Below are 22,124 nucleotides of genomic sequence, written 5' to 3'. Positions count from 1 at the left end.
AATCACCTGTATTTATATGTTGTGCACAGGCTCTTAAGGCTATGCCGAAGCTGAACGTAAAAGTCGATACATTTGACGACAGTTCTCTCTTCGCCCATAAAACCATCCAGCTCGGCTCAAAGAGCATCGAAACTCCCGCCAAAGCACTCCAAATTGACGAAACCACACAAACCGACCAGGTTCTGGACGATGCTCGTGGAGCTAACGAAATTTACGTTTCTACCAATCCAGGGAAGCTCTCAAAAGCACAGGAAGAATTCAAGCCGAATATCAAGAAGAATATCGGACGAGCACTGAACAAAGCAAACGACGACGAGTTCAACTTCGTATTCGCTCAATTCGGTTCCGAACGCCGCTTTGAAGACGACAATCTCGACTTTCTCGTAGATACCATTTACTCGACCTCCGATTTTGTGACGGTGCCATTGATGTCCGACCTAGTTTCTGCCATCGAGGACGACGGCAGTGGTGCAAGCTCGATATATTTCAAAACATATAGAGAAAACGTGAAACGATTCATCGAAACCGCAGAGCAGATCAGCAGCAAGCCGATCATGGGGACTCTTCCACAATTGCCATGGGGACTAACGAACAAAATCGTCGAACTGTATCTTGACAAGGGGATTCGGGCGTTCTGCTTCGACTTCAATGGCCGGACTGTCACAGCACAGTTTCAACTATCCAATATGGTCGTCCCCCTCCTTCGTGAGATTGGGCGACGGAAACTCCAAGAGGAGGTTTTCTTCTACTGTCTGAACGCAAATCGCGGTCGAAGCTCAAACGATGCGAACTTTGTCCCCGCGCGTGACTTCATCTCACTCGGATTTGGGTTCGACCTTGTGGGAGACAAGCACATGTCGTTACCTCTCCCAGCAGATTTCTACGATAAGATGGGTGACTCAGACCCAGAGATCCGGCTATTTGATAAAGACGGGTACTACTATCAGAACCACGAATACGATGGGGACCTCACCGATCAACTGCCAACAGAAACAGGACTTGATCGAGACAGAATCGCCAGTAATCCTAGTGACCACCACCGATCCAAGTTCGAAAAGTTGCTCAATGGAGAGCAGCAGGCGCTGGAGGCGACTGACTTGCGCCCAGCGATCGATGAATACCGTGTATTAGACCACATCGAACCGAAAGCGGGGGTGGACAACACGGTACTCTCAAACTTACAATCGTCAAAGCAGGAATTCGACGATGGCCGGAAGCAAAAGCGACTGAACGATCTCTGGTAGCTGTTGGTGTCGTCTTTTCCTTGAATCCGATGGATTCACGACATACAGAGATTTGTCCTTGATTCTGCAACAACAGATACCCTACTTCGAGACGAAAAATCCATTTGCAGATCCGTGTTTGATCTATTCTGCGGCATGCTGCACCGCTAGCCGGTCAGCTAGCGCATGTCGGGACAGGAGCTTCTATACAATCTTCACTGTACTTACCGAATCGGCGGTGATCGTTTCGGGGGTGATATCGAGCCCGTCGACGAGCGTCAGGTTCGTATTCAGATTCGCATCGGGATACTTCGTCAGCGGGATGTCGGGGTCGTTGTGGACGAGATCGGCCACGTCGGGCGCGACGACCTCTAGCGGCCGGGGCGGCGAGACGTCGATGCCTTGGGCGTCCCAACGCCAGCTGCCGCTGTCTCGGGTATACTTGACGATAACTCCGGGTGCCATGATGTGTGTCTATGAATGGGTGACTGCGGGCGGTTACGAGACGATACACTGCGAAAATGAGTGTCTGAGTCGTGTTAGTTGTCGACGAGACGTCTGAGTTTCCGCTCCTGCTTGCGATCACGGGCGTCGAGCATCCGGCGGAGTTCAGCGACGGCGTCCTCGCCGCCGCCGACTTCGATCTTATCGATGATCGTGCGGGCGTCGATCGGCTGGCCACCCCCACCACCACCGCCGGTGCGCTCGTACGCCTTTGTCTCGGCGGGGGTGAGGACGCGCTCGCCACTATCGACGAGCGCCAGTCCCTCGGACCGGACGTAACCGCCGGAGTGGAACGAGGGGATGTTCCCACCGCCGGCAGAGGCTGCGTCGGCGGCCGCACTCGCGGCGTCGCCCGCGGCGTCCCGGGCCGACGAGAGGGCGTCTGCCGCCGAGGAGGCCGCATCCTTGGCAGTCGAGACGATGTCGCCGGCGATGCCGGAGACAGTCGAGAGCTTCGAGCGGAACGCACCAACGAGTCTGTCTAAGATCCCCGTGATCTGGTCGTACATCCCCTGCACCGCCGAGACGGCCGCATCTTTGGCGGCGTTGAACTCGGACTCGGTCGTCGAACGGACCTGGCCGAAGATGTCCGTGACCGTCGAGAGGATCTGGTTGAGGACGTCCGTGATGAGCGACAGAATCTGATTCCAGATGTCCGTCGCCGTCGTGAGAATCTGGTTGAGAACGTCCGTGATCGTCGTCAGAATCTGGTTCCAGATATCCGTCGCGGTCGTCAGAATCTGATTCAGAACGTCGGTGATCGTCGTCAGAATCTGATTCCAGATGTCAGTCGCCGTCGTGAGAATCTGGTTGAGGATATCCGTGATAGTGGTCAGAATCTGATTCCAGACGTCGGTCGTCGTCGTGAGGATCTGATTCAGGATCGTCTGGACCGTCGTCAGAATCTGATTCCAGACCGTTTGGACCGTGGTTTGGATCGTCGTGAGGATCGTCTGGATCGTTGTCTGGATCGACGTCCAGATCGTTTGGACGGTCGTCTGTATCGTCGTGAGAATCGTCTGGATCGTCGTTTGGATCGTCGTCCAGATGGTTTGGACGGTCGTCTGTATCGCCGTGAGGATCGTCTGAATCGTCGTCTGGATCTGGGTCCAAACGGTTTGGACCGTCGTTTGGATCGTCGTGAGGATCGTCTGGATCGTCGTTTGGATCTGAGTCCACACCGTCTGAACGGTGGTTTGGATCGCAGTGACGACCGTTTGGATCGTCGTCTGAATCGCCGTCCAGACAGTTTGGACCGTGGTTTGGATCGTCGTCAGGACCGTCTGGATTGTCGTGAGGATCGCGTTCCACGCCGTCGTGACGACGTTTTGGATCGCGGTGAGTGTCGTCTGAATCGTCGTCTGGATCTGGGTCCACACCTGCGTCGCCGTCGTCTGAATCTGCGTGACGATCGTCGTGATCGTCGTGAGGATCGTGTTCCAGACCGTCTGAACCGTCGTCTGTATCGTCGTGAGGACGGTCCGGATTGTCGTGAGGATCGCGTTCCACGCCGTCGTGACAACGTTTTGGATCGCGGTGAGAGCCGTCTGGATCACCGTCTGGATCGTCGTCCACACCTGCGTCGCGGTGGTCTGAATCTGCGTGACGATCGTCGTGATCGTCGTGAGGATGGCATTCCAGACCGTTTGGACGGTGGTTTGGATCGTCGTCAGAACCGTCTGGATTGTCGTCAGAATCGCGTTCCACGCCGTCGCAACGACCGTTTTGATGGTGGTAAGCGCGGTTTGGATCGCCGTCTGTATCGCCGTCCAGACTTGCGTCGCGGTGGTTTTGATCTGCGTGACGATCGTCGTGATCGTCGTGAGGATCGCGTTCCAGACCGTTTGGACGGTGGTTTGGATCGTCGCGAGGACGGTCGCGATGGTGGTCTTGATGAGATTCCAGTCGTTGATGATCGCCGTCTTCATCGTGGCAAGAACAGTCTGGATGACCGTCTTGATCTGGTTCCAGACGTTCTTAACCGTCGAGAGAAGCCCATTGAGGGCGTTTAGCACCGCGGTCTTGATCGCGTTCCACGTCGCGGTCGCCCCCGCTTTGAGCGACCGCCACTGCGTGAGGAGAGTGGTGACGATCTGCTTCCCGAGTTGCTGCGCGCTTGCGGCGAGGCCGGTGAGGAACTGGGTGACCGAGTCGATGACGTTCTTCGTGATGTCCCGAATCCCGAGGAAGTTCGTCCGCCACGCGGCGAGCAGGGCGGTCACGACGGCGATGGTTGCCGTGATCGGGTTCGACAGCATGACGAAGGCTGCCGCGACGGCGCCGATGATCGAGATCGCGAGCTGGAGTTCCGAGGAGAGGCTGAGGAACGCTTCGAGGATGCGGTCGACGATGGTGATCGCCGCGGTGATCGCGGGGATGAGCACCTCGGCGACGATGTTTGCCATCTCCCCCAAGACGGGGACGACGTTGTTCCCGACCCACTTCGCGAACTTGACGAGCGTCGGCAGGAACCCCTTGACCGCATCGATCAGCGCCAGCAGCTCCGGCTTCAACTCGGTCACCGCCTGCTGGAATGCCGCGAACGCCTGCGGCGCGTTCGAGACGACGTAATTGATGAGTTCCTTGATCGGCGGCAACAGGCCCTTCGCCCGGGCGAGGAGTTCGTTGATCGTCGGTTGGAGCTGCGTTACCGCGTCCTTGAACGCCTGGAACGCCTTCGGGGCGTTCGTCGCGACGAAGTTGATGAGCTGTGTCAGCGGGGGGATGAGATTCGTCGCGATGAACGTCCCCAGCTCCATGATGAACGGGAGGAGACTGGCGATCGAGGCCGCGAACTCCTTGAAGACGGGGTAGGTCTTCGCGACGACCTGCTGAAGCGACTGAAACGCCGGCCCCGCCGAGGTGGTGAGCATCTTCACCAGATCCATGAACACCGGCAGCGCCTGGTTCGCGAGGCCGACGATCGCCTTGACGATCTGCGGGATGACCTGCATCGCGATCTGGCCGAGCTGCACCATCGCATCCCGGAACTGCCCCACCGGGCCGATGACCGCGAGGATGTTCGCGACCAACTGTGGGAGTGCGCGAACGGCCTGGACGAGGAGCGGGCCGAACACCTCACCCAACGGTTGTATGAGCGCTGTGATCTCCTTCTTCGCGGTCTTGAACGCCGCCTTCAACTCCTCCATGTGCGTCACGACGCCCGTCAGCGCCAGTCCGCCGAAGACGGCGCCGAGTGAGGCGGCCGCGGCGGCGACGCCACCGATGACGACGGCCATCGGAGCAAGGACTGTCGAAAGCGTGATGATCGCCGGGATGAGCGAGGCCGACAGTGCCGACGAAAGCGCGGCCGAAGCCCCGGCGGCGAGGGATGCCGCTCCCGAGTAGGCCGACACACCGCCCGCCGCGGCCGCGCCCTTGACGCCTGCCTGCGTCAGCTCGTCGCCGACGGCGTTGACGCGCCCCTTCGCAAGTTGCGACTTCGCCGCGACGCCGGTCATCGCACCCGAGGCGCGCTTCAACCCCGCGCTCATCGTCGCGGCTTGTGCCGCACTCGTGGCGGCCTCGTTCCCGAGTTTCGAGAGCCCCTTCGCCGCACTCCCGGCCGCTTTCCGGATCAACGCGGCCGACGAGGAGAGGTTATTCGCAGAGGACTCGGCGCGCTTGATTCCTTTAGAGAAACCGGAGGAATCAAGGCTTAAAGAAACTGACAATTTCTCGAAAGGCATGATTTTTGACCTGAATTACATTTTTGGGACACTATCGGCAGTGTCCTCAGTCGGTTGCGGGCGCGGTGCTACTCGGGACGGTCTAATCCAGACGCTACGTGGTCTGAGAACAGCAACAGGGCGGGACGCTACCCGCCGATGTCGGTTAGTTGACGGCGAGGGTCGGGCGCAGCGGGATGCCCTCCCACGTACGGTGGCAGGAGATGCAGAGCGTCACCAGATTCTCCATCCGGTTCGCTTGTTCGTGGTTGAGTTCGCCGTCTTCAACGAACTTGTTTCGCGGGGTGATATGGTGAACGTTCAACCCCTTGCCGTACCTGTCACGCGACTTCTCGCTGTCGAGGCCGCATGCTTGACAGGTGTGGTCATCGCGGGCGAGTACCCTCTCACGACGGGTCTGCCAATTCGGCCCATATCCAAGTGACTCTGAGTCACTGTCGGGTAGTTCAAGGCCTATCGCGGCGAGAACGTCGGGCCACGGGCCGAACATCCGATAGTACACGCTCCATGCGTGCGGTCCTTCGCGTTTGAGGTCTTTTGGAAGTGGGACACGCCCAAGCTCATTGTAGAACTGCCGGAGTTCACGAGCGAGTTCGGTCCGTGTCTGCTTCCCGTTATTGTACCTCTCAAGCCCCGCGGCCTCAAGGGCCTCATCCCATGAGCCAAATCTGCGGGTGTAGATCCCGTGGCTGAACTCCCCGTGCTCGATCATATCCCGGTGGCTGAGACGCCGTCCGAGTTCTTCTCTAAGCCGGCGGAGCTCTGCAAGAAGCTCGTCGGTGGGGATGTTGACGCGGTGGTTAGGGTCCAGTCCCGACGCTTCGAGAGCGTCATTCCACGACCCGAACCGGTCTATGTAGGTCGGTGGAGAGTACTTCCCGTGCTGCCGCATATGGGCAATGGAGGGAACCCGACCGAGTTCTGACGTGAGCCGTTCCAGTTCGTCAAGGAGCGCCCCCTCGCTGATGTCCCTCTCCTTATTTGGGGCGAAGCCAGCTTCTTCGAGCGCCTCGCCCCACGACCCAAAGTGTTTGTTGTAGGTCGGATACGAGGCGACGAGTTCGCCGTCCTTCGCATCCTTCACCTTGGGCGTGCGTCCCAACCGTTCAGCGACCTCTCGAAGGGACTCGATCATCTCCTCTTTCTTGTCGGACTGATGGACGCGGGTCTGGTGGTAGTTCAAACCGCACTCGCTGACGAAGTCGTCGCGCCCGCACGTCGGACACTCGATGCCGTCGGCGCTGTCTTCAGTCGTCGCCATCACACACCACCTCGCGGAGCTCGTCGAGGAGGTCGGGACGGTGTTCACGCAGAACATCGATGTCCTGCGGGAGTTCCTCAGTGATCCGCTTCCGGACGCGGTACACCGACTGATCCCGCTGAGAATCAGACGGCTCTCCGTTGCCGGTGATGTAGTCGCGATCGGTGTCGGTCATGAGTGCACGGTAGCGTCCCATGCCCGACTCTGCAGTCTGAGCCATTACAAGACTGACTATGCACTACTGCAACTAAGAAATTTGCACTAATGCATAGTATAGGACTCAGCCGTTGTTAATTGGCTGACCAGTGAGCGTCAAGCCGATCTTATCGCGATAGTTGCTGGCGGCCGTCTCCAGGAACCGCTGCTCCGCGGGATGGAGTTGGCCCCACTCACCGGGCGTCATGCCCATGACGAGGAGGAGTTCGAAGTACCAGATTCCGCGCTTGCTTTCAGCGAAAGTCGTCGATGTCCTCGGCGGACAGCGAGTCGTCCTCCGCGATCAGTCCCTGCGCGACCGTGATGAGTCGCATGAGCGACAGCGTATCGGACCACCAGTCAGGGTCCGACAGCGACTCGTCGACCGCCTTGTCGCCGAGGATCTCGGAGATGTCGGAAACCATCTCCCGGAACCTGTCGCGAATTTCGCCCTCGTTCTCGGCGTCAACCTCTCCCTCGTCGATCGCCTCGAACTCCTCGCTGATAGCCATCAACCGCGTCGCTTCGTTCGTCGAGAGCGTCGAGAATTCGACCTCGAGGTCCTTGTCCTCGAAGACAGGGACGAAGATCGTCTCTTCGTCGGCCGCCTGTTCGAGCTGCTGCTTGATCGACTGGTTCTTTTTCGCCTCGGCCTTCTTCTCGTCGAGCTTCTCTTGTGCCATCTCCCGGGCCTTCTGGGCCGTCTCGGGATTGTCGTAGTCCGGCCCGATCTCGGGAGAGTTGTCGACCTGTGCGCCGCCGTCCGTTCGGATGTTGTCGTTGGTGTCAGTCATGCTGATGTATTAAAAAGTGAGAGTGCGGTGTTAGGGCGACGTGGACCCGATGTGGTAACCGCCGTTCGCGTCGACCTGGAACGTGATCTCGGAGCCGTCCTGCGGGAGGGCCATCTCGTCGAAGTTGATTTCGCACCGATAGAACTCGAACGTCTGCTGAGGCGCTCCGGCCATGGCCGGCTCGTCGTTGTAGACGTGGAGCCGGATGTCGAGTTCCTGCCGGGCGAGCGGCTGCCCGTTGGAGTCGACGATGCCCAGCGTTTGGAGCTGGGGCATCCCCGCGGCGAGCGCGGTGACGAATTCGAGGCCCACCGCTTCGTGCTCGTTGAACCGCTGGCCCCAGCGGCTTTCGTGGAGCTGGAACTCGGTGGTGGTGTCTTCGGACGAGATGGTGGTCTCACCCATCGTGAAGCCGACGATACTCTCTGTCTCGGACGTCTGGCCGATATCCGAAACGACTGCGATTTCGATGAACGCGCCCGAAAGCACGTTCTTGAGATTGGAATTGTTAGCTGGCATGGATGTGTCTACGTCTGCGGAACTGCGGGACTGCGGAGTCGGTCAGCGAACGATGCGCGAAAAGAGGTCAGACGCCGCGCGTCTGGAACCGGAAGCGTTGCGGGAGGGTGACCTTGCCGACAAGGTCGTCTGCATCCTCGCCGCCGAACTGAAGCTCACCCGGGCCGTTGTTACCCCCGATCGGCGTCACGCCCGGGGCGATACCTCCGTCCAACGCGTCGGCGACGGTGTCGCCGATGTTGTAGATGTGGAGACGGCCGTTTTTCTCCCAGTAGGGTTGCGACATCACGACCGTCACCTGAAAGCCGGCCCGGAGGCGGTTGCCGACCTTCCCCTCGGGGCGTTCGTTCTTGTCGGCGAGCCCGACAGAGACGAACACCTCACCGTCCGGGATGCCCGTCTTCGAGGGATTGTCGATGATACGCGCCGGGTCGCCGTCGAGATAGCCGTCGACGAGCGGCGGATGCGTCTGAAGCGTTTTGATGATCGCTTCGAGGAGGTACCCAATTCTGCCTTCGACTGCTGCCATCTGTTAGGCCCTCCGTTTTGCCCGACTGACGGCCGCCTGGAGGCGGTCGTTTATCTCGCCCTCCGCCGCGTGTAAAGCGGGACCTAAGAAGGGTTGCGCTTTTGCTGGCCCGACACTCTTCCGGAAGATCGTCTCCCCGTCAACGGTGAACTTGAGTGCCTTCCCGTCGGCGGTCACGGGACCACGGCCGAACTCAACGGCAGGCGCGTACTCGACGTTCGTCCCGATGATCGCCTCGAAGTACCCCTCACCGATCGCATTGACGACGTGTCCGATGGAGGCCCGAAGCGTCCCCGTGTCGACCGGGGCGCGTTTCTTCGCCTCACGCTCGATGAGGAGGGCGATATCTCCGACCGCCCGCTCAACCTCGTCCATGAGGATGTCGAGGAACTTCTGGAGCGACCGGGACAACTCTTCAGGCGTCGTGTCCCACTCGACATCGACTGAGACACTCATTTAGACGGCCTCCGAGTAGCGTTCGGCGTCGAAGACGTACATCTCAGGCGTTGCTTTTCGGGCGTAGTGGAGGCGCTCGCCGACGATCTTGTAGAGGTCCGCGGCCGACTCGCCGGCATGTTTCGGCCAGACGCGGACGCGGTCCCCCGTCTGGATCTCGCCCGCTTTCGCACGCGGCGACCAGAGGGTGAGCGCCGCGTCGACAACCTCGCCAGCGTTCGTCCGCCCGAGGTTGCCCGCCTCGGCCGGCGACGCGGCCATACAGTTGAGGCGGAACTGCTCGACCCACTGTTCGGTGGGTTGGCCGAGGTCGTCGGTGCCGCCCGTCGGTTCTTGCCGTTCGACGGCGAGTCGGTGGGCGTCGCGCTGGCGGTGGCTCATGATCGAGTGTGCCTCATGATTCGCGTTCGATCTCGTAGTCTGCGCTCAGTTCGAGAACGGTCCCGCTGGCGTCGAACGTGACCGTGTCGTGTCCTTCGCGGGTGAGCGTTACTTCGGTGGGGCAGACGTACTCGAAGGCTTCTTCAGAGTCTTCGAGGTCAAGGCCCTGCGATTCGAGCCACGCTGTGAGAAGTTCGCCGAGATCCACGCCGTCAACCGCCGGAAGTTGTGTCTCGTCCATGTTGGCATCAGGGGACGCTGCCATTCGAACGTTTCGATGACTCATGTAGGAGGCTCCCTCAGCATCTGGAAGGCGATCATCGCGAGGAGGGCGAGGACAGCGGACTCGAACGACGTTCCGAAGTACTCGTACGCGATGAACGGGGCGAGTACGACGATAGCGTCGACGAGGTTGCGAAGTGTACTCTCCCCCTCTGCCTCAGTCTGGTCGCTCATGAGGGACACTCCCGTAGCATCTGGAAGGCGACGACGGCGAGGAGAACCAGAACGACGGACTGGAACGGCCACCCCAGATACTTATGCCCGACGACCGGGATGAGGATGACGACCCAGTTAACGAGTGCGCCGAGCAGGGACCCCTCGTCGCACATCGTTACTCCTCGTCCTCGGGGAGGTCTTCGACGGCCACGGTGACGGTCACCATCGTCGTGTCCTCGCCGCGGTCTTCGATGTCGACTATCCCACCATCCCGAAGCGTGTGAACTCCCTCGCCGTCAGAGAGGTAGTCGATGAGCCGCCCTGCTCGCCGAGCGTGATCGCCCGGTTTGGGGTCGTTACTCATCGTTGCTCACCTCCAGAGAGCGTCGTGTGAACGTCCGTCTCTATCTCGTAGAGCGCGCCACCGATGCGTACTCGGGTGTGGTCGGCGGTAATGATGAATTCGTCACTCATCATTTCACGTCCTCGGTAACCACGAGTTTGAGATTCTCCCCGTGCGGGAGGGGGTACGTCGACCCGTCGCCGTACGTGATCACGAATTCGATGGGGTAGACGCCCGGCGTGTTGAACTCGCCAGACGCCGGCGTATAGCTGACGACGCCGTTGGGGGCATCGTCAAGCGTGGCGGCGACGCCCGACAGTTCCGCCGTCCCATCGGGCGCGTCGGCCCACACGGAGACGCCCGATACTGTCGAGAGATCGATCGCGTATCCGGCGCGGTTCCGAAGCGTTGTCTGGAACTTCGTGTGATCGTCTCCGGGCTTGCGGGTATGGAACGGCGCCCCGTTGACGGTCGGGGAACCGGTCTGGACGTCCTCGCGTACCTCGATTCGGAGGTTGCGGTCCTGCGGGACGGGTTCGTACGACGTTCCTGTCCCGCGGTTAATGACGAACTCGGCGTAGTAGGTGCCGACGGCGTCGAGTTCGGCCGACCCGAACACGTAGCTGACCTTCCCGTTGGCGGCGTCTTCGAGGGTGGCCGCGGCGCCGTTGACGACGGCCGTCCCGTCTTCGGCATCGACGTAGAGGTCAACGCTCGTCGCGCTGGAGACGTCGATCGGGTCCCCATTTCTGTCGCGGAGCGTGTAGCTGAACTTGCTGTGGTCGTCACTCGGTTTCCGAGTGTGTGCGGTTGCTGTCATGAGTCGCTAAAGTTGGTTGAAGTGATGTGCCGCGACCCACCGCCGAGGCGGCGATACCCCATGTCGCGGAGGTCGCCTTTGATATCGGCGTGTAACTCCTTCGGCGAGCGGTAGTCGTAGCCCGCGCCACTCACGAGATCCTCGCTCGCGATGCCGTCCTCGTGGATGCGGAGGATGCGTGCCCGAGCGAGACGGATGACGGCCTCCGAGATCGTGTACGGCGCGTCGTCGGCGTCGGTCCACGTATGCTCGCTGGTGGTCCACCCGTCAACGCGCTCCGTCGCGGTTTGTAGCGACTCGTCGAGAAGGTCGTTCCAGTCGGTTTCGGACTCAATGCCGAAATCCAGCGGCGAGTAGTCCAGTTCACGCTCAAGAGCCGCGCGAGAGGCATACTGTTTCGGCATCCGTCACTCCTCGGCCGAGTCGTCAGCGAGCTCGTCGCGCCGGTCCTCGATCGCTTCGTGTGCGGTCGTCCGGTCCTCGCCTTCTCGCTCGGCGTGTTGGAGCGCGTCTAACCGCCCGTCGAACTCGCCCGCGTCGAGTGCCTCTTCGAGCTCTGGAACCGTCCCGTTGAGGATGTCGTACGGGCCGCGAACGCGCTCGAACTCGGCATCAGTGTGCTCAGTGAGGAACTCGGGGAGCGTGACCGTCTCCGACTCGGCGTCGTCGGGGGCGCCCTCCGGGGCCGGAAGCGTGACCGTCGCATCCGGGTCGACGTCGAACTCGTTCCCCCGTGTGACAACGATGTCGTGCGCGGGCATTCGGAGTCGCATACTCGGCCCCTCGAAGCGGTAGGTGTGAGTGCGGTCACTCATCGTTCACCTCCGCGCGATGGATGAGCGCCTGCTTCTCGTACTCGACGCGTTGCAGGGCGGCTTTGGCCTCCTGGACGGCGTCGCGGAACGCGCTCGAATCGACTTCGACGGTCGCGTACAGTTCGTCGATGTCGGGCATGTTCACCTCCGCCCCTCGACGGCTTTGAGGACGGAGTCCCGCGGGGACTCCCGCGATTCTTCGGCGTCCTCGACGGCGTCGAGATGAGCGTCGACGTTTCCGTCCTCGATCGCGGAGACGACCGACTGCCACGCATCATCGATGAAGGCCTCGGCGTCGAAGTCCTCCGTCTCAGCGTCGTCTGCAGCGTCGTCATCATCGGCACTCTCGGAGTCGGACGCTTCCGGCGGGCCGTTGGCCCACGAAATCGCATCGTAGGCGGCGACGAGCGCGCGGGCGAGGTCTTCATCCTCGACGCTGAAGCGGTTCGCGCTGTCAGTGTCGAGTTGGACCGTCGTCTCCTCGTCGCGAGGGTCAACCACGGCGCCCCAACCGTCGAGTGCACAGCGCAGTTCAAAGCCCATGGGTCAGTCCCGTTTAGACGCCGCCCTGAACCTTCAGGGCCGCGTCGGGTTCGGTCGGGACCCAGTCGATACGGCCGCTGACCTGGTAGACCCACTGCTTCTTCGAGTCTTCGCGGTAGCGGGTGATGTCGAAGCTCGACCGGGGCGATTCCCACCCGTAAACGCCCGTGTCGACGAGCATCGCTTCGTCGGCGCCGAGGTCTCCCGTGTTCGTCAGGAGGGCGGGGCGGCCCATGATCTCGGTGACGCTCGGGCCAGCGCCGCGCAGTTCGTCCGCGAACGTCTCTGTAGACGAGGCGAACTCGTTCGTGGTGATCCAGTCGCCCCACGCGTCGGGCGAGAGGAACCAGACGAAGCGGTCGGGGTTGTAGCCCGCATCGACGAGCGTCGTGTAGGCGCTGACGGCGGCGTTGTAGTTGAAGTCGGTTCCGTCAGTCCCGATGGTGGTGCTGTTGCGGTTGGCGTTGAGGACGGAGTAGGCGATGCCGTCGAGGCGGCGCTGTTCCTCCTCGGACATCCGCATCTGGGTCGCCAGCGTCACGTTGACGGTGGAGTCCTGGATGTCGTTGTCGTGGATGACAACTTCGAACCCGTAGTCAGTCCACGCGGCGCGGACGCCGTCGTAGTTCATGTCGGCGCGGGGGTAGTCCGAGCCCTGCTCAACTTCGACCATCTCGCCGTCGAAGTCCTCGCTGATGGCAGGGTACTCGACGGAGTCGCCGTCGCGGTTCGGTGCTTCAGAGTCGACTTGATAGGCGTTCCGGAACTGGAACATCTCCTCCGGTTCAGGGAGGAGGACGTTTCGCATGTCCGTCTCAGTCGGGACGCCGCTGTAGTTAACGTTCGTAGGCATGTTGTAAGTGGAGAGAGTGTTACCGCGTCGTTACAGGTTGACCGCCGCGTAGCCGGTCGGCATCGTGCCGCCGTAATCGCCGGCGTCGCCCTCGGGCGTCAGCGTCGAGATGGCCTGCGTGCCACTGCCGAACTGCCCCTCCGTTGCGGAGGAACCGAGTTGTGTGCCGGCGGCCGTCCCGGACGCCACGTTGGCGACGACGGGGCCGGCGATGTGAACAGAGACCTTCTCGGTGTCAGTCTTGCTACCTTGTTCCTGTGCCAGAACGCCGATGACGTGCGGGTCGTTGGTCCCGTCTGCTTGCGTGACCTTGCCAGCACTCATGGCGACAGCGTCACCATCCGAAGCGGTACCGTCGCCAGTCAGCGTAACCGTGATGACGCCCGCGTTGAGCGCCTGTCCGGGGTTCTTTGCCATTGTTAGAGAGCCTCCATGTCGATGTCGTCGTAGCTGTCAACGCCCGCCGCCTCGGCCGCCTCCTCGCGGAGCGACTCCGCGTAACTGGAGTTGACGCCGTTGAGCGTGTCGGCGCGGGCGAGCTTCGAGCGGATCTCCTCGCGTTCGTCCTCCGAGAGGGCGTCCACGCCGTCATCGGCGCCGACGTCCCCACCGTTGGGGTCGGCCGGGTCGTCGTCCGTGCTGCCCGTCTCGGGCGACTGGACGAGTGCCTCGGCGTCGAACTCGCCGTCGTCGGTCTCGAACTCGGCCATCAGGTTGTCGAGCGAGAGGGCTTCGGCGGTCGACGTCTGCATACCGGTGCGCTCGGCGAGGGCGTCGGCCAGTACCGAGCGCACGGTTTCGACGCGCTCGGCGAGGGCGTCGTAGTCTTCGGCTTCGACGACATGCGGGTCGTCGTACGTTTCCATTTCGTCGGCGAGTGCCTCGACGTCGGCCTCCACGACGCTCGGGTCGTCAAGCGTGCGGGCCGTGCGAACGAGGTCCTCTTCAGAATCAGTCAGGTCCATAGATGGTGTCGGATCGTCAGGTCCCAGCGTGCTCGCGCCGTCACCGGGATCGTCGCCAGTGGGTGTCGTGTCGGCATCATCGCCCGCCGGGTCGTCAGGAGTCGCGTCGGATTCCGCCGATTCGTCGTCGGGCTGTGCGCCGCCGTCGTCACCCTCGTCGCCCTCGGCACCGCCGTCCTCGAACGCCGCGCCGAGGGCATCGGCGAGTGCCGTGTTCGACATGGCCTCCGCGGCCGAGGGTGCGGGTTCGATACTCGCGCCCTCCGACGCGCCGTTGGAGACGACCGCGAGGTCGCGCCAGTGGAGGATTTCCTCGGCCTGCAACGCGTCGCGCTGCTCGTCACGCTCGCCGAGGCGGCGAATGACGAACGGCGAGACGTCGACGCGGCCGTTCCGGACGAGGTCGGCGATCTCTGGGTCGTCAACCTCGCCCTCGTAGAGGACACCGACGCCCGGCTTGTATCGTGCGTCAGTCACCTCCCCGACGATCGAGCGCGTCGGTGGCTCAGTCGGAAAATCCCCATCTTCGGGGATATCGTGCGCCGAGTCGTCGACGAGCTTCCGCCCGATCAACGCCTCAGTCGCCTGTTCGAGTGTCTCTCGCGGCCAGTGGACGCGCGTTTGCGAGGCGCCGTGAGTAACATCCCCCTCCCCTAACGCCACCCCCCTGACCACCAAAGGCAAGTCGTCGGTTGATTCGTCCGCGAGGACGGCGATACCAGTCGCTGGAGTGTCGTGCTGGGCGTCGGTCATAGTTAGGTTGGAGGAGTTAGTCTCCGAATCGGTCAGGAGTCGTCGTCAAGGACGGGGATGACAGTCCCCTGGCATTGTGGGTGGAATGGTGGCCCCCCGTGCGGGATGTCGTCGATGGGGTAGACATTCCCAACGAACTCCTGACAATCCTCGCAAGGATCATGCCCGAGAATTTTGACGCGCTCGACGTCTGCCTCTCGGTATCGGGTTTTTGCTGCTTCGTTGTGAGCCCGAGGGATTTCAGTCCGCGCCGTTCGTGTCGCGTTGACCTTCCCGTAGGAATCGATGCGGTCAGTGAGTTCACGGGCCGTCTTCTCCGCCCCCCACCCCTGCGTGAGTGCATCCGACAGGACGCGAGACATCTGCTGGCCCGTCGCCGATGTGATGCCCTCCAGTTCGTTGAAGGTGCGAGTGTACAGCTGTTCGACCGTCTCGATATGGATCGAGCGGGTGAACGCGTCTGCGACCGTCCCGGCCGGCACGCTGGCGCCGGCCTGTTGAAGCCATGTGTCGGCGTGGCGAATGCCCTTCTCGTAGGCGGATCGGACATACTGGATTTCGCCCGCATCGTTACGGACGGGTTCGAGGACTCCGCGGTCGAACTGGCGCCGGAGCCACGCCATGAACTTCTCGTGTTTGCGGGAATCGGTCGCGAACGCGTACGTTTGGAGGTCCTCAATGTCACGGAGTGCATCGGCCGCCGTCGGGGTGAGCCCGAGGCGGTCACGCCGTCCGACATCGCGACGGATTACCGTGTTGATAGAGGCGAATCCCCCGCGGAGCTTCTGTGCGAACTGTTGCTGTTCGGTCTTCGTCTTTGTCGGCGGCGTCGGCATCGTTACTCAGACTCCGGCGGTTGTGCGAGGTCAGGCAACTCTTCAACCGGCGGGGGTGACTCCTCAGACGTGTCGGACTCCTCGAACGCCGCCTCGTCGAGTGCGTCTCCGGGGAGTTGCATTATCAAGTCGGCCAGGTACTCGCGGTCGAAGTACTGGTATGCCTTGTCACCAAAGACGAACTCGATTAATTTGCCGTAGGAGGCCGCGGCCTCCAGTTCGTCGGCGTCCATCGAACGGATCGGCGAGTCGTCATCGTCGGGTTCGAGGACCAGATCCATCCCCGAGGTATCGAGGTCGCGCTGTTCGGCCACGCGCTTCATCGCCGGGAGGAACCCGTCGGTGAGTTCCTCGCGGAGGTCGATGACGCGTTTCTCGTAGCGCCGTTCCTGTTGGGTGGTGACGAACTGGTTGATGTTCTCTTCAAAACCCACCGCATACAGCGGCACCGGCAGCGCCGAGACGATGAGTTTGATGTAGAGATTGATGACGTTCAGCAGTCCGTCGGCGATTTCCCCCTCGAACTTCTCGAAGGTGACCGTCCCGTCGTGGCCGATGATGTCGCCCGGCCCCATCTCCGAGCCGATCTTCTCCTCGATAAACTCCGACTGTTCGTTTGCGGACCACTCGGTGACGATGACCTCGTCGCCCGCCTCGACGACGCCCGTCTCGAACGCCAGCGACCAGATGCCGTATGCCTTCGTCTGGATGGCATTCTCGTTGTCCTTGAGGATCTGCTTGAGCCCGCGGACGAGATCGCGGACGCTGTGCGTCGCGGGCGTCCCCCACAACTCGCCCGGGTCGGGGTCCCGGGCGATTTTCGTCACGTCGTTCTGACTGAGCGGGACAACGTCTTTACCGTCGTACTTGCCACGCTGCCCGAGGACGGAGCGTTTGTGATACTGGAGATACGCCGCCGCCTCCCCGCGTTTGGTCTGGATGATCTCGTCACCACTGGCGTCGGGCGAGAGGAGGATCGGACGCTTATCGAGGGTTTTGAGCGTCACCGACCAGGGCGGGATGCACATGAACCCCGTGATTTTCTCGCCGTCTTCGCCTTTGACGTGCTCGGCGAGGACGTCGCCGGCGGCCACGTAGAGGAGGGCTGCCTGTCGAAGGACGGCCGTGAAGTCCTGGTGGGTCTGCCCGGCGATGATGCCCGCGTTTTCGAGAAAGCCACCATCGGGAGTGCCGTCAGGGGCGTCATCCCCACCGTTGAAGAACGCCTCCGTTTCATCGGAGTCGGCAACCATCCGACAGCCGGGTTCGACGACGTCGGCCGCGTACTGCCCGAGGCCGGCGTTGATGAACGGCGTCGTCTTGTAGGTCAGCCAGTCGTCGTAGCGATCTTCCGGGGCCGAGACAGTGTCGACGTTGCCTGCCGTGAACGATCCCGTCCCGTTCTCGGTTCGGGTCTCGGGCGTCTGTGCCTCATGTCGGAGCGCGTCGGCGAGTGTAGACAGTGGATTACGCATGTGTGAATTAGTGTTTGCCAGTAGAGGCGGGCGACCGGCGGCGGACGGTCTTCTTATCGATGTTCCGGAGTGCGATTTCGATAGCGTCGAGGCGGTCGTCGTGCGTCGCGCTGGGGAACTGCAACCACTCATCGGTCTCGAAGTCGCGCCACGTTTCGGCCGCCGGATCTCCGATGATGCGGAGGTCAGAACTCTCGAACTCCGCGGCCATGTTGTGAATGCGCTCCTCTTTGCTCCCGGTCGACGTCGTCCCCTTCGCCGGGATGGGCGTGTCGTCGCGAAGGCGCTGGGACACGCCACGGTTGGCGTTCTGCTCGACAAGCATCGAATCGACGTTGACGTCGCGCAACTGCTCCACTGCCCAGTCCGCGGCACCCTTCACCGACAGCCCCCGCTTTCGAGCGAGGTGGGTCAGATAACCGCGGTCGGTCGTGGTATCCCACGCAACCACGGCCAGGGTGGTGTAGTCGGTATCATTCTCGACTGCCTGCTGGAGGTCGTCGACGAGCCCGAGGTCCATCCCGGCAACCCACTCGTACGACGATTCGGGGGCCGGAAGTTCGTCGACGTACGTGAGCCACTCGCTCCGAAAGACCTCGCCGCTGAGGGCGTGGGGGTCCTGTTGGTTCTCCCGCCGCCAGATCGGGAGCGAATCGTCGCCGTCGACGATGTCGTACAGAAGCGATTCGGGCGGTTTGTGCTCCGGCCAGAGGACGCGGATCTCCTCGTCGGGGATGACACCGTTGTTCGCGAGGTTGACGTCCGCGGGGAGGTCCGAGACGTCGTCGTACACCTCGCCGTCATCGCCGCGGACTGACCAGGCTCGTTGGTCGACGAGCGGCCAGTCCGTCTCGTGGATGGCCTTGTAGACCTTCGCGTCCCACGTCGCCGACTCCAGGATGTCCGTCGCGTAGAGGTCCCGGGGGTGCTTGCGCGTCCCGATCATCGCCTGGACGGCACCGCCTTTGAGGGCAGAGTCGGGATCGCCGAGGTTCTTCGTGTAGTCGCGGAAGTACTCGCGGACGTTCCGGCGCTGGGTCTTCGTCCGCTGGTTCTCCCAGTCGACGATGTCGTCCCAGATGATGACGTCGAAGTGCTTCCCGGTCAGTTGGCTCTCAAGGCCGTACGCACTGATCGAGGGCTCTTTGTGATCGTTCGCGGCCGTCGTGAGTTGATGGCCCGCCGCGTTGGCGATGTCGATGCCGAAATGCGGCGCCCAGTGCTCGACGGCGTCGACGACCTTCCCCGCCCGTTCCGCGGCGATGTTCGCAGTTTTACTGATGATCGCCACCCGGATGTCGGGGTGGGTGAGCAGCGCCCACGCCGGGAAAACGACACCGACGCCTTCACTTTTGCCGTGTCCCCGGGGGAGGAGACGGGCAACCTTCTTCGGGGCGTGCGGGTAGTCCTCGTCGACCGCCTTCCAGAGCGCATTATACAGCTCCTTGAGGTGGTCGCCCGGGGGCAGCGAGTACTCGAACAGTTGGACCGACGCGACCCCCGGATGCGCGATCGGGTTGCGCTCGGCGATGGCCGACGGCGTCACCTGGTCGGTCTGGCTCATGTCTGCGGCTCGACGTCGAACGCCTGGTCGAGTTCGTCCTTCTCTTCAGTCGAGAGGGTGAGGTCAAGCCCCGCCTCCAGGGCGTCGGCCTGCCGGTCTTCGGGAGAGTCGAGGAGCCCGAGGTCTTTTAGCCACTTGCGGTTCTCGTTTGAGAGCGTCTTCTTCGCCGCCAACGCCGGCGCCTTCTTGTATCGGATTTCTTTGACCGTCCCGTGTTCGTGGGTTTTGATCCTCGTTTCGCGATCGATCATCACCGTCCCCGAATCGAGGTCGTCGGGCTTCTGCGTGCTCCAGTTCTCGACGCGGAGCTCAGTCACCGCGTTTACCGAGAGTTTGAACAGGCGGAGATCGTGGCCGGTCGGGATGTCGCCGTGCGTCTCAAGGTAGCGCTCGCGGTAGTCCTCATAAATGTCGTCGGCGATCTGGCGCTGGGGGTCGGTGAACTTCTCCGAGTAGAGGTTCGATTGATCGGCGTACGCACCGTGAGAAACTGAGTTCGTGTTCTCCTCGGGAGCGCCAGCGCCTTCGCGAGCGCCGCCGGGTGCCGCCCCGCCGTGATACTTGCAGTATCCTTCGCCGAGATGGTCAGTCCCCATCCCGGCCCGTTGACCGCAGTAGCCACCGTCCTGCGTCGGGTGGTAGTTGCAGTTTCCGTCAACAGGTTCGTCGTTACTCATCGATACCCCTCATGGATTGATTGTTTTCTCAGTGTGTGTTCGGTCTGTGTTCAGCCGTCGTCGTGGTAGAATTCGACGGGGGTGTTACGCACTCTGGGGGGTGTGGTTGCTACTCTCCAGTTTGTGATGGCACGGTCGGCAGACGGTGATGAGATTTTGTAATTCATGAGGAGACTCGGCCATATGCGCAGGAGTGCGGTGGTGTACGTGTAACGCCTGCCCGAATCTCTCGTTATGTTCCTCGTTAGTCATCCGGCAGAGGCGGCATTGATAGAAGTCGCGCTCCTTTGCCACCTCTCTTCGCTCAGGCCACGGTTTGTGGTAATGGATACGCCGACCAGAGTTCTCCTCCGCACGCTGCTTGAAGAACTCCCGGCGGCAACCGATTGAACAGAAGTCAAGATCGCACCGTTCAGCGAAAAACTTCTTCTTGTCGAACTTCACCGCACAGTTCTCGCAGGTCACTTCTACCCGATCCCACTGGAACCGGTCGTGGCACTCCGGGCTGCAGAAGTTATTCTCGGACCGTTCCAACCGGCGAGGGGTAACGGTTACCTCGTCTCCACATTCAGCGCATTCAACCGTCTCCCCAGCGATACTCTCACCATGCAGTCGGGCATGGTGAATCTTCATTCCGTGGCGGTTCTTGAAACCCGATTCTCCGCACGTCGGGTAGACGTGTTCGGTACTACTAAACTCGTCCAGCGTCTTTTGATGCATGCTTCGGTTGCTCCCGAAGCGCGGTCGGTGTCTCAAGCACCGGCCGTTTTCCTGAAACGGCGATACCGCGCTTCTTGGCAACCTCTACATCCCGAACGCACTTAGTAGTGGCCCCACCGGAATGTCACCCGTGGTAGAAATCCACGGGTAAATACCAACTCACAATCCGATCGTAGCCGATGCGGAGGTCGGTCTGGTTGTTCGACAGCGTCAGTACTTCGTCGTCGTCGTGGAACGTCGCCGTCCCGAGGCGGATCTCGACTTCGGCGTCCTCCTCTTCGACAGTCGCGTGTACTTCTCCGTGCGCTTCAACGTCGGCCTTGAGTAGGTCTATCTGGCTCATTGGTATGGAAAGGGTGAATGCAGTCGTTCAGCGTCGCGTCATGCGGTCTTCGATCTCGTCGGCGATTTCGCGTTTGAGCATCCCGACGTCGTCAGCAGTGAGTGCATTCGTTCGTTCAGGCTCCCGTGGCACGTTTTCCCCGTCGGCGAGTGCTTCGAGGTACTCCGTCCAGGACACGCCGTCGGGCTTGTCCGCCGAAAGGCGCTCGAACAGCGGGTCATCGATGGAGATCGTCGTCCGGTCAGTCATCGGACCTCCTTAGTCCGCTCATAGTAGTCGTCGGCGGTGGCAAGTTCCTCCTCGCAGGCGAGGAGCGAAATGACGAGGGAGGGGGCGGCGAGGGCGACGAGGAACGTGTCGCCCAGGGCGGCGAACAAGAGCATGAGTCCCGCGTTGACGTAAACGGACCAGAAGGTGAGGGTTGATAGCCCCAACTCGTTGAACCTGCGGACTTTGGTGAGGGTGTCGCGTTCAGTCATCTGGTTACTCCGTGTCCGTGCCGATGCCGAGGCGGACGAATAGCGGGTCGTGGGTCGTGAGATACCACTTAACGACGCGGTCAACTCGTGTGGTGACGAAGAGCGCCATCGCCACGACGTAGAGGGCCGTTTCCGTGCCGTCGGACGCGAGTGCCATGAGGAGGATGCCGAGGGCGACGTGATCCAACGGGGGCGAGGAGAAGGTGTCGCGTTCAGTCATCGCGAGGGACCCCCACCATCCCCTGTCCGAGAAAGAGTACGAGAAGCGCCTGCGCTACTGCGACGCCGTCAAGCGCCAACCACCCGAGCCACCCGATAGCGACGAGGATGAGAAACCACCCAGCGGCACGGATGAGCAGGACACCAAGGGTCGCGAGTGCGACCTTGTAGTAGTCTTTCATGGGTCACAGATCCCCGAGCGTCGGTGTCCGAACCTCTGCGCCGCACCCGACGTGCCATCGGTGGGCGTACTGGCGACGGGTCTCGGTTCGGGGGACGGACGTCTCGCACTCCGGGCAGTACAGCCGGAGGTACGGGGAGCTATCGGGATCGTTGGTAGTCGACATGAGGGAGTCCTCGAAGGGTGGTCAGGTCGTCACTCGGCGTACTCGGCGGCGAGCGTCTCGGGATCGAGTTCGATGACGACCATATGCTGACGGAGGAGGCGAATCTCCTCGCGGGCTTCCGCGGACATCGTCGGGAAGATGACGACCGGGACGTACCGCGGGGAGTGGCTCGCGTACAGTCTCGCCTGTCCGACGCCGCCGATCACGTCGTCGGCCGTGTTCTCTACCTCGATCGCGAAGACTGCGCCGAGTGGCGAGACGACCAACCAGTCGGGGATACGGCCGGTGTGGAGACGCGGCTCGTCTCGGATAGCGTCAGAGGGGAATCGGTCGTGGAGCCATGCGCCGACAAGGTCGTGAAACTCGGTTTCTGGGATCGTCAT

Annotated in this window: 34 protein-coding genes; 1 reads left to right on the top strand and 33 read right to left on the bottom strand. The window is 61.7% G+C overall.

What is annotated here, in order from left to right; all coding sequences use genetic code 11:
• Positions 1-41 precede the first annotated feature (41 nt).
• A complete protein-coding gene (locus tag ACZ522_RS18700) occupies positions 42-1,244 on the top strand; it encodes a hypothetical protein (RefSeq protein WP_379696097.1) in 1,203 nt (400 codons plus the stop codon).
• Between the two features lie 183 nt (positions 1,245-1,427).
• On the opposite strand, the gene ACZ522_RS18695 is transcribed toward ACZ522_RS18700, so the two are convergent.
• The 33 genes from ACZ522_RS18695 to ACZ522_RS18535 all read right to left on the bottom strand — a co-directional run bounded on the left by ACZ522_RS18695 (position 1,428) and on the right by ACZ522_RS18535 (position 22,124).
• On the bottom strand, positions 1,428-1,688 hold the full coding sequence (locus tag ACZ522_RS18695) for a hypothetical protein (RefSeq protein WP_379696099.1): 261 nt from the start codon (positions 1,686-1,688) through the stop codon (positions 1,428-1,430).
• Positions 1,689-1,762: 74 nt separating this feature from the next.
• Positions 1,763-5,416 carry a phage tail tape measure protein gene (locus ACZ522_RS18690; RefSeq protein ID WP_464391790.1) on the bottom strand — a complete coding sequence of 1,218 codons (3,654 nt, stop codon included), beginning with the start codon at positions 5,414-5,416 and terminating at the stop codon, positions 1,763-1,765.
• A 145-nt stretch (positions 5,417-5,561) separates the two neighbouring features.
• Complete coding sequence (locus ACZ522_RS18685; protein ID WP_379696103.1) at positions 5,562-6,677, bottom strand: homing endonuclease associated repeat-containing protein; 1,116 nt, start codon at positions 6,675-6,677, stop codon at positions 5,562-5,564.
• Positions 6,664-6,897, bottom strand: coding sequence for a hypothetical protein (locus ACZ522_RS18680; RefSeq protein ID WP_379696106.1), 234 nt, complete (start codon positions 6,895-6,897; stop codon positions 6,664-6,666). The genes ACZ522_RS18685 and ACZ522_RS18680 overlap by 14 nt, the downstream gene beginning before the upstream one ends.
• A 229-nt stretch (positions 6,898-7,126) precedes the next feature.
• Positions 7,127-7,666: a hypothetical protein gene (locus ACZ522_RS18675; protein WP_379696108.1), complete on the bottom strand. Its 540-nt coding sequence runs from the start codon at positions 7,664-7,666 to the stop codon at positions 7,127-7,129.
• A 30-nt stretch (positions 7,667-7,696) separates the two neighbouring features.
• Positions 7,697-8,185 carry a hypothetical protein gene (locus ACZ522_RS18670; protein ID WP_379696110.1) on the bottom strand — a complete coding sequence of 163 codons (489 nt, stop codon included), beginning with the start codon at positions 8,183-8,185 and terminating at the stop codon, positions 7,697-7,699.
• A gap of 67 nt (positions 8,186-8,252) precedes the next feature.
• Positions 8,253-8,714: a hypothetical protein gene (locus ACZ522_RS18665; RefSeq protein WP_379696112.1), complete on the bottom strand. Its 462-nt coding sequence runs from the start codon at positions 8,712-8,714 to the stop codon at positions 8,253-8,255.
• A gap of 3 nt (positions 8,715-8,717) precedes the next feature.
• Complete coding sequence (locus ACZ522_RS18660) at positions 8,718-9,170, bottom strand: HK97 gp10 family phage protein (protein ID WP_379696114.1); 453 nt, start codon at positions 9,168-9,170, stop codon at positions 8,718-8,720.
• Positions 9,171-9,551, bottom strand: a complete 381-nt coding sequence (locus ACZ522_RS18655; RefSeq protein ID WP_379696116.1) for a hypothetical protein — start codon at positions 9,549-9,551, stop codon at positions 9,171-9,173.
• A 13-nt stretch (positions 9,552-9,564) separates the two neighbouring features.
• A complete protein-coding gene (locus tag ACZ522_RS18650; RefSeq protein WP_379696118.1) occupies positions 9,565-9,792 on the bottom strand; it encodes a hypothetical protein in 228 nt (75 codons plus the stop codon).
• Positions 9,793-9,833: 41 nt separating this feature from the next.
• Positions 9,834-10,007, bottom strand: coding sequence for a hypothetical protein (locus ACZ522_RS18645; RefSeq protein ID WP_379696120.1), 174 nt, complete (start codon positions 10,005-10,007; stop codon positions 9,834-9,836).
• Entirely contained in the window at positions 10,004-10,162 is a 159-nt protein-coding gene (locus ACZ522_RS18640; protein ID WP_379696122.1) for a hypothetical protein, read from the bottom strand. The genes ACZ522_RS18645 and ACZ522_RS18640 overlap by 4 nt, the downstream gene beginning before the upstream one ends.
• Positions 10,163-10,164: 2 nt before the next feature.
• A complete protein-coding gene (locus tag ACZ522_RS18635) occupies positions 10,165-10,353 on the bottom strand; it encodes a hypothetical protein (RefSeq protein ID WP_379696124.1) in 189 nt (62 codons plus the stop codon).
• Between the two features lie 109 nt (positions 10,354-10,462).
• Entirely contained in the window at positions 10,463-11,152 is a 690-nt protein-coding gene (locus ACZ522_RS18630) for a BppU family phage baseplate upper protein (RefSeq protein WP_379696126.1), read from the bottom strand.
• Positions 11,149-11,556, bottom strand: coding sequence for a hypothetical protein (locus ACZ522_RS18625; protein ID WP_379696128.1), 408 nt, complete (start codon positions 11,554-11,556; stop codon positions 11,149-11,151). Before ACZ522_RS18625 ends, ACZ522_RS18630 begins: the two co-directional genes overlap by 4 nt.
• Positions 11,557-11,559: 3 nt before the next feature.
• On the bottom strand, positions 11,560-11,967 hold the full coding sequence (locus ACZ522_RS18620) for a hypothetical protein (protein ID WP_379696130.1): 408 nt from the start codon (positions 11,965-11,967) through the stop codon (positions 11,560-11,562).
• Positions 11,960-12,106, bottom strand: a complete 147-nt coding sequence (locus ACZ522_RS18615) for a hypothetical protein (RefSeq protein ID WP_379696132.1) — start codon at positions 12,104-12,106, stop codon at positions 11,960-11,962. Before ACZ522_RS18615 ends, ACZ522_RS18620 begins: the two co-directional genes overlap by 8 nt.
• 2 nt (positions 12,107-12,108) lie before the next feature.
• Positions 12,109-12,468, bottom strand: a complete 360-nt coding sequence (locus ACZ522_RS18610) for a hypothetical protein (protein WP_379696134.1) — start codon at positions 12,466-12,468, stop codon at positions 12,109-12,111.
• Between the two features lie 55 nt (positions 12,469-12,523).
• Positions 12,524-13,363 (bottom strand): hypothetical protein, encoded by an 840-nt coding sequence (locus ACZ522_RS18605; RefSeq protein ID WP_379696136.1) that lies wholly within the window; start codon positions 13,361-13,363, stop codon positions 12,524-12,526.
• 30 nt (positions 13,364-13,393) lie between these two features.
• On the bottom strand, positions 13,394-13,780 hold the full coding sequence (locus tag ACZ522_RS18600; protein WP_379696138.1) for a hypothetical protein: 387 nt from the start codon (positions 13,778-13,780) through the stop codon (positions 13,394-13,396).
• Positions 13,781-13,782: 2 nt separating this feature from the next.
• Positions 13,783-14,805, bottom strand: coding sequence for a hypothetical protein (locus ACZ522_RS18595; protein ID WP_379696140.1), 1,023 nt, complete (start codon positions 14,803-14,805; stop codon positions 13,783-13,785).
• Positions 14,806-15,113: 308 nt separating this feature from the next.
• Positions 15,114-15,917, bottom strand: a complete 804-nt coding sequence (locus tag ACZ522_RS18590; RefSeq protein ID WP_379696142.1) for a minor capsid protein — start codon at positions 15,915-15,917, stop codon at positions 15,114-15,116.
• A gap of 2 nt (positions 15,918-15,919) precedes the next feature.
• Positions 15,920-17,392 (bottom strand): hypothetical protein, encoded by a 1,473-nt coding sequence (locus ACZ522_RS18585; RefSeq protein ID WP_379696144.1) that lies wholly within the window; start codon positions 17,390-17,392, stop codon positions 15,920-15,922.
• 7 nt (positions 17,393-17,399) lie between these two features.
• A complete protein-coding gene (locus tag ACZ522_RS18580; RefSeq protein ID WP_379696146.1) occupies positions 17,400-18,956 on the bottom strand; it encodes a phage terminase large subunit family protein in 1,557 nt (518 codons plus the stop codon).
• Positions 18,953-19,633 (bottom strand): hypothetical protein, encoded by a 681-nt coding sequence (locus tag ACZ522_RS18575; protein ID WP_379696148.1) that lies wholly within the window; start codon positions 19,631-19,633, stop codon positions 18,953-18,955. The genes ACZ522_RS18580 and ACZ522_RS18575 overlap by 4 nt, the downstream gene beginning before the upstream one ends.
• A gap of 84 nt (positions 19,634-19,717) precedes the next feature.
• Positions 19,718-19,885, bottom strand: a complete 168-nt coding sequence (locus tag ACZ522_RS18570; protein ID WP_464391825.1) for an HNH endonuclease — start codon at positions 19,883-19,885, stop codon at positions 19,718-19,720.
• Between the two features lie 592 nt (positions 19,886-20,477).
• Positions 20,478-20,696, bottom strand: a complete 219-nt coding sequence (locus ACZ522_RS18565) for a hypothetical protein (protein ID WP_379696152.1) — start codon at positions 20,694-20,696, stop codon at positions 20,478-20,480.
• A gap of 27 nt (positions 20,697-20,723) precedes the next feature.
• Positions 20,724-20,945, bottom strand: a complete 222-nt coding sequence (locus tag ACZ522_RS18560; protein WP_379696154.1) for a hypothetical protein — start codon at positions 20,943-20,945, stop codon at positions 20,724-20,726.
• Positions 20,942-21,175: a hypothetical protein gene (locus ACZ522_RS18555; RefSeq protein ID WP_379696156.1), complete on the bottom strand. Its 234-nt coding sequence runs from the start codon at positions 21,173-21,175 to the stop codon at positions 20,942-20,944. The genes ACZ522_RS18560 and ACZ522_RS18555 overlap by 4 nt, the downstream gene beginning before the upstream one ends.
• 4 nt (positions 21,176-21,179) lie before the next feature.
• A complete protein-coding gene (locus ACZ522_RS18550) occupies positions 21,180-21,395 on the bottom strand; it encodes a hypothetical protein (RefSeq protein ID WP_379696158.1) in 216 nt (71 codons plus the stop codon).
• Positions 21,388-21,576, bottom strand: a complete 189-nt coding sequence (locus ACZ522_RS18545; protein WP_379696160.1) for a hypothetical protein — start codon at positions 21,574-21,576, stop codon at positions 21,388-21,390. Before ACZ522_RS18545 ends, ACZ522_RS18550 begins: the two co-directional genes overlap by 8 nt.
• A gap of 3 nt (positions 21,577-21,579) precedes the next feature.
• The gene (locus ACZ522_RS18540; RefSeq protein WP_379696162.1) at positions 21,580-21,741 is read right to left on the bottom strand and encodes a hypothetical protein; all 162 of its coding nucleotides are present in this window, start codon (positions 21,739-21,741) and stop codon (positions 21,580-21,582) included.
• Positions 21,742-21,770: 29 nt separating this feature from the next.
• Positions 21,771-22,124, bottom strand: coding sequence for a hypothetical protein (locus ACZ522_RS18535; RefSeq protein WP_379696163.1), 354 nt, complete (start codon positions 22,122-22,124; stop codon positions 21,771-21,773).

This window comes from Halopelagius fulvigenes (assembly GCF_055398025.1).
The sequence above is the reverse complement of the archived record's forward strand: the minus strand, read 5'-3'. Positions and strand labels throughout refer to the sequence as shown.

Coding starts and splice junctions, on each gene's coding strand:
- ACZ522_RS18700 (WP_379696097.1), top strand. CDS start 42: ATGCCGAAGCTGAACGTAAAAGTCGATACATTTGACGACAGTTCTCTC.
- ACZ522_RS18695 (WP_379696099.1), bottom strand. CDS start 1,688: ATGGCACCCGGAGTTATCGTCAAGTATACCCGAGACAGCGGCAGCTGG.
- ACZ522_RS18690 (WP_464391790.1), bottom strand. CDS start 5,416: ATGCCTTTCGAGAAATTGTCAGTTTCTTTAAGCCTTGATTCCTCCGGT.
- ACZ522_RS18685 (WP_379696103.1), bottom strand. CDS start 6,677: ATGGCGACGACTGAAGACAGCGCCGACGGCATCGAGTGTCCGACGTGC.
- ACZ522_RS18680 (WP_379696106.1), bottom strand. CDS start 6,897: ATGGCTCAGACTGCAGAGTCGGGCATGGGACGCTACCGTGCACTCATG.
- ACZ522_RS18675 (WP_379696108.1), bottom strand. CDS start 7,666: ATGACTGACACCAACGACAACATCCGAACGGACGGCGGCGCACAGGTC.
- ACZ522_RS18670 (WP_379696110.1), bottom strand. CDS start 8,185: ATGCCAGCTAACAATTCCAATCTCAAGAACGTGCTTTCGGGCGCGTTC.
- ACZ522_RS18665 (WP_379696112.1), bottom strand. CDS start 8,714: ATGGCAGCAGTCGAAGGCAGAATTGGGTACCTCCTCGAAGCGATCATC.
- ACZ522_RS18660 (WP_379696114.1), bottom strand. CDS start 9,170: ATGAGTGTCTCAGTCGATGTCGAGTGGGACACGACGCCTGAAGAGTTG.
- ACZ522_RS18655 (WP_379696116.1), bottom strand. CDS start 9,551: ATGAGCCACCGCCAGCGCGACGCCCACCGACTCGCCGTCGAACGGCAA.
- ACZ522_RS18650 (WP_379696118.1), bottom strand. CDS start 9,792: ATGGACGAGACACAACTTCCGGCGGTTGACGGCGTGGATCTCGGCGAA.
- ACZ522_RS18645 (WP_379696120.1), bottom strand. CDS start 10,007: ATGAGCGACCAGACTGAGGCAGAGGGGGAGAGTACACTTCGCAACCTC.
- ACZ522_RS18640 (WP_379696122.1), bottom strand. CDS start 10,162: ATGTGCGACGAGGGGTCCCTGCTCGGCGCACTCGTTAACTGGGTCGTC.
- ACZ522_RS18635 (WP_379696124.1), bottom strand. CDS start 10,353: ATGAGTAACGACCCCAAACCGGGCGATCACGCTCGGCGAGCAGGGCGG.
- ACZ522_RS18630 (WP_379696126.1), bottom strand. CDS start 11,152: ATGACAGCAACCGCACACACTCGGAAACCGAGTGACGACCACAGCAAG.
- ACZ522_RS18625 (WP_379696128.1), bottom strand. CDS start 11,556: ATGCCGAAACAGTATGCCTCTCGCGCGGCTCTTGAGCGTGAACTGGAC.
- ACZ522_RS18620 (WP_379696130.1), bottom strand. CDS start 11,967: ATGAGTGACCGCACTCACACCTACCGCTTCGAGGGGCCGAGTATGCGA.
- ACZ522_RS18615 (WP_379696132.1), bottom strand. CDS start 12,106: ATGCCCGACATCGACGAACTGTACGCGACCGTCGAAGTCGATTCGAGC.
- ACZ522_RS18605 (WP_379696136.1), bottom strand. CDS start 13,363: ATGCCTACGAACGTTAACTACAGCGGCGTCCCGACTGAGACGGACATG.
- ACZ522_RS18600 (WP_379696138.1), bottom strand. CDS start 13,780: ATGGCAAAGAACCCCGGACAGGCGCTCAACGCGGGCGTCATCACGGTT.
- ACZ522_RS18590 (WP_379696142.1), bottom strand. CDS start 15,917: ATGCCGACGCCGCCGACAAAGACGAAGACCGAACAGCAACAGTTCGCA.
- ACZ522_RS18585 (WP_379696144.1), bottom strand. CDS start 17,392: ATGCGTAATCCACTGTCTACACTCGCCGACGCGCTCCGACATGAGGCA.
- ACZ522_RS18580 (WP_379696146.1), bottom strand. CDS start 18,956: ATGAGCCAGACCGACCAGGTGACGCCGTCGGCCATCGCCGAGCGCAAC.
- ACZ522_RS18575 (WP_379696148.1), bottom strand. CDS start 19,633: ATGAGTAACGACGAACCTGTTGACGGAAACTGCAACTACCACCCGACG.
- ACZ522_RS18570 (WP_464391825.1), bottom strand. CDS start 19,885: ATGACTAACGAGGAACATAACGAGAGATTCGGGCAGGCGTTACACGTA.
- ACZ522_RS18565 (WP_379696152.1), bottom strand. CDS start 20,696: ATGAGCCAGATAGACCTACTCAAGGCCGACGTTGAAGCGCACGGAGAA.
- ACZ522_RS18560 (WP_379696154.1), bottom strand. CDS start 20,945: ATGACTGACCGGACGACGATCTCCATCGATGACCCGCTGTTCGAGCGC.
- ACZ522_RS18555 (WP_379696156.1), bottom strand. CDS start 21,175: ATGACTGAACGCGACACCCTCACCAAAGTCCGCAGGTTCAACGAGTTG.
- ACZ522_RS18550 (WP_379696158.1), bottom strand. CDS start 21,395: ATGACTGAACGCGACACCTTCTCCTCGCCCCCGTTGGATCACGTCGCC.
- ACZ522_RS18545 (WP_379696160.1), bottom strand. CDS start 21,576: ATGAAAGACTACTACAAGGTCGCACTCGCGACCCTTGGTGTCCTGCTC.
- ACZ522_RS18540 (WP_379696162.1), bottom strand. CDS start 21,741: ATGTCGACTACCAACGATCCCGATAGCTCCCCGTACCTCCGGCTGTAC.
- ACZ522_RS18535 (WP_379696163.1), bottom strand. CDS start 22,124: ATGACGATCCCAGAAACCGAGTTTCACGACCTTGTCGGCGCATGGCTC.